Source organism: Flavobacterium sp. (genome assembly GCF_044368625.1).
Classification (GTDB): Bacteria; Bacteroidota; Bacteroidia; order Flavobacteriales; family Flavobacteriaceae; genus Flavobacterium.
In genome coordinates, this window is sequence record NZ_JBIPPD010000320.1 from 1 (window position 1) to 2,653 (window position 2,653).

Annotated in this window: 4 protein-coding genes; 2 read left to right on the plus strand and 2 right to left on the minus strand. The window is 31.5% G+C overall.

The features are described 5' to 3' along the window. Positions 1-426: 426 nt before the first annotated feature. The gene (locus ACIQ2X_RS15575; protein ID WP_396179889.1) at positions 427-804 is read left to right on the plus strand and encodes a hypothetical protein; all 378 of its coding nucleotides are present in this window, start codon (positions 427-429) and stop codon (positions 802-804) included. A 135-nt stretch (positions 805-939) separates the two neighbouring features. Beyond that, entirely contained in the window at positions 940-1,152 is a 213-nt protein-coding gene (locus tag ACIQ2X_RS15580) for a hypothetical protein (protein WP_396179890.1), read from the plus strand. 132 nt (positions 1,153-1,284) lie between these two features. On the opposite strand, the gene ACIQ2X_RS15585 is transcribed toward ACIQ2X_RS15580, so the two are convergent. Further along, positions 1,285-2,157, minus strand: a complete 873-nt coding sequence (locus tag ACIQ2X_RS15585) for a hypothetical protein (RefSeq protein ID WP_396179891.1) — start codon at positions 2,155-2,157, stop codon at positions 1,285-1,287. Positions 2,158-2,349: 192 nt separating this feature from the next. Then, positions 2,350-2,653 (minus strand): hypothetical protein (locus tag ACIQ2X_RS15590; RefSeq protein WP_396179892.1); only part of this gene is annotated, 304 nt, incomplete at its 5' end.

A 2,653-nucleotide genomic window follows, 5' to 3' on the forward strand; every position in this document is an offset into this window, starting at 1 on the left:
GTATCTGGCTTATTCTTTTACAAGAAATTACAGTTGCACGACAGCCCAAGAATTTACTTGGTTCCATACTTTTAGTTAAAATTGTTTGACTATTAAATTGATTTTAGTCAAAGAACTAGGGTAAAGATACAATTTAATTTATAAAGTTGTGATTTAATTTTTAATTGCCCGTATTGTCGTTTGGTGGGTGGGCTTTGGGTGCGGTTGGCCAAAATTAAATGTGGTGTTTTTGTGTAGGCTTGTGTGTTGGCAAAACAGCTCTTTTAATTTTGCGAAGCGTTGGTTTTTGTCGTCCGATGTCAGCACGAATGTTGATGTTTGATCGGTCGCCCTACAATGAGGCATAACGTCCTGTGGCTTTGTCGTCGTTGTGGCGATTTAAGACCAAACCTAACAAAAAATAACTAATCATTAAATTTAAAAACTATGAATACAAATAAAGACCAAGCACCACAATGCGACAAAACCGCTGTTATGCCTTGTTTTTATCATTTCGATGTAAACAGACGAGTTTATGAAAAAGACGGTATAAAAAGAAATGCGCCTTTTTATGATGAACATTTTGTTAAAATAGAAATCATTGAAGAAACTGACAAGGAATATATTTGTCAATTTGGTAGAACTATAAATAAAAGAAGTATGCTTTATAAAATTGATAGTTCAACAAGAAAAAACGTATTTACCGAACAAGAAAAAGAAGATGATATTTATGTAAATTCAAAGGCTCATTCTTTAGCTGAATTAGTGAGAAAATCGGATGCGAATACTTTAAGAGAAGTTGAACGGTTACTTTCTGTAAAATAAGGCATAACGTTTGGCGGCTTGGCGAAGGCTGCCTAACGGAAAGTTTAAAGTTCGCAGAATGTTTAATGGCAGCTTTTGCCAAACCGCTGTTATGTGCTGGGCGGATTATCAGCACTAAATTTAATTTGAAACGAAATGACACCAAAACAATTTTTAGAGAAACAAGACGATGGTTATGTAGCAGGAGATTACACACCAAATGAAGTTTATTCATTGATGGAAGATTATGCAAAATTTAAAATGATTGAAGAAAATAAATCAATTTTAGCAATGGCAGAACTTCATATGGACGAACGTGCAGTTTTGGTGTTAAAACAAAGAATATTTGATTTAGAACGTCAATCGTAGCCTTGCACATAACGTTCCGGCGCTTGGCGAGGTTGCGAACTTCGGAACCGATTATTTTCTGTTAAAGATAAAATTTCTTGCGAGAAATAAACCTGAATTTACTACAAAATTCGCAATCTTGCCAAACGCCTGTTATAGCCAGTGCCATTTTGTCCATTTACTTATTTTTATTTTAGTTTTCGGTTTTCCGTATTCTTTTTCATCATTTTCTTTATTTGGTAATATTTGTAAAAGTTGATTCCAAGGAATTCCTCTATAACTATTTCCAATTTTGTATTGTTTATACAGTTTTAGATTACCAATTTTTTCAAACTCTATTTTCTCTTTTTTAAAATCTATCGCATTAACCATTCCAATTTGAGGAATATCATTAATCTCAATTTTTATTTTTCCAAATTTAGCAAACAAATGATTTACATCTGTTTCTCTTCTAACATAAACATTTGCTTCTTTAAAATCGTCAAGAGTTGGTTTTTCAATTTTACTTATATCGGTTAATGCAATAAAATTTGTTCCAACTTCCGTATTTTGCTCATCTGTTAATACAAATGCACCGCCATAATTACCGTCAATCATTTTGAAAATGAAGCAATCACCTTTTATAAATATCGAATTATAATACTTTGTTTTAACTATTTTTTTCGCAACTTTTTTCTCTGTTTGTAGTTTTGTTAGAAATTTATTTAATTCAATTTCACGTTCTTTAATATCAGCATCTGTTGCGTCTAACTCTTTCCAAATTACAAGGTCAGTTTTAGATTCTATTATTTTTTTTACCTTTTCAAAAAGTGAAGTTTCTAACTCCTTAGATTCCCATTGACATAAAGCTAATGCAAACCAAAAATTATTTGAATCGTATTTGTCTTCAATTAATTCTTTGTTTTCGGTAATTAATTTTTCAGAGATTTCTTTGACGGTTTTCCCCTCATTGTACAACTTGAAAAAGTCATCATAAATATCTCCCGATGTGTCATTTGATTTAATTCCTGTTCCCCAAGTTCCCATAATTGTTTTTTACGTCGTTTTCGAAGGCATTGGCTATAACGTTCCGGCGCTTGGCGAGGTTGCGAACTTCGGAACCGATTATTTTCTGTTAAAGATAAAATTTCTTGCGAGAAATAAACGTGAATTTACTACAAAATTCGCAATCTTGCCAAACGCCTGTTGTGCGTTCGGTTTTATATTTACGAATTGTTATTATTTAAAAATTTTGTCAATAAGTTCGTTTTTTCTTTCACGTGTTTCATTGTCGGAGCGTTCAAAATAACCACTAGTTATTCCCCAAATAATAAAAATTATAAATGGAATTGCAATAAGAGCTAATTTGTATTTTTGAAAAAAAGCTTGCTTTTGAAAAGTTTTACTTTGCTTTTCGAAATATTGAATTTCAATAGCAGTTGGAAACTTACTTTTTAAAGTGACTAAATGTTGTTCGTATTTTTTAAATAATGCATCAGTGTAAACATTTGAAATTTTATTTATTTCATCTTCAGAATCTTTC

Coding starts and splice junctions, on each gene's coding strand:
- ACIQ2X_RS15575 (WP_396179889.1), top strand. CDS start 427: ATGAATACAAATAAAGACCAAGCACCACAATGCGACAAAACCGCTGTT.
- ACIQ2X_RS15580 (WP_396179890.1), top strand. CDS start 940: ATGACACCAAAACAATTTTTAGAGAAACAAGACGATGGTTATGTAGCA.
- ACIQ2X_RS15585 (WP_396179891.1), bottom strand. CDS start 2,157: ATGGGAACTTGGGGAACAGGAATTAAATCAAATGACACATCGGGAGAT.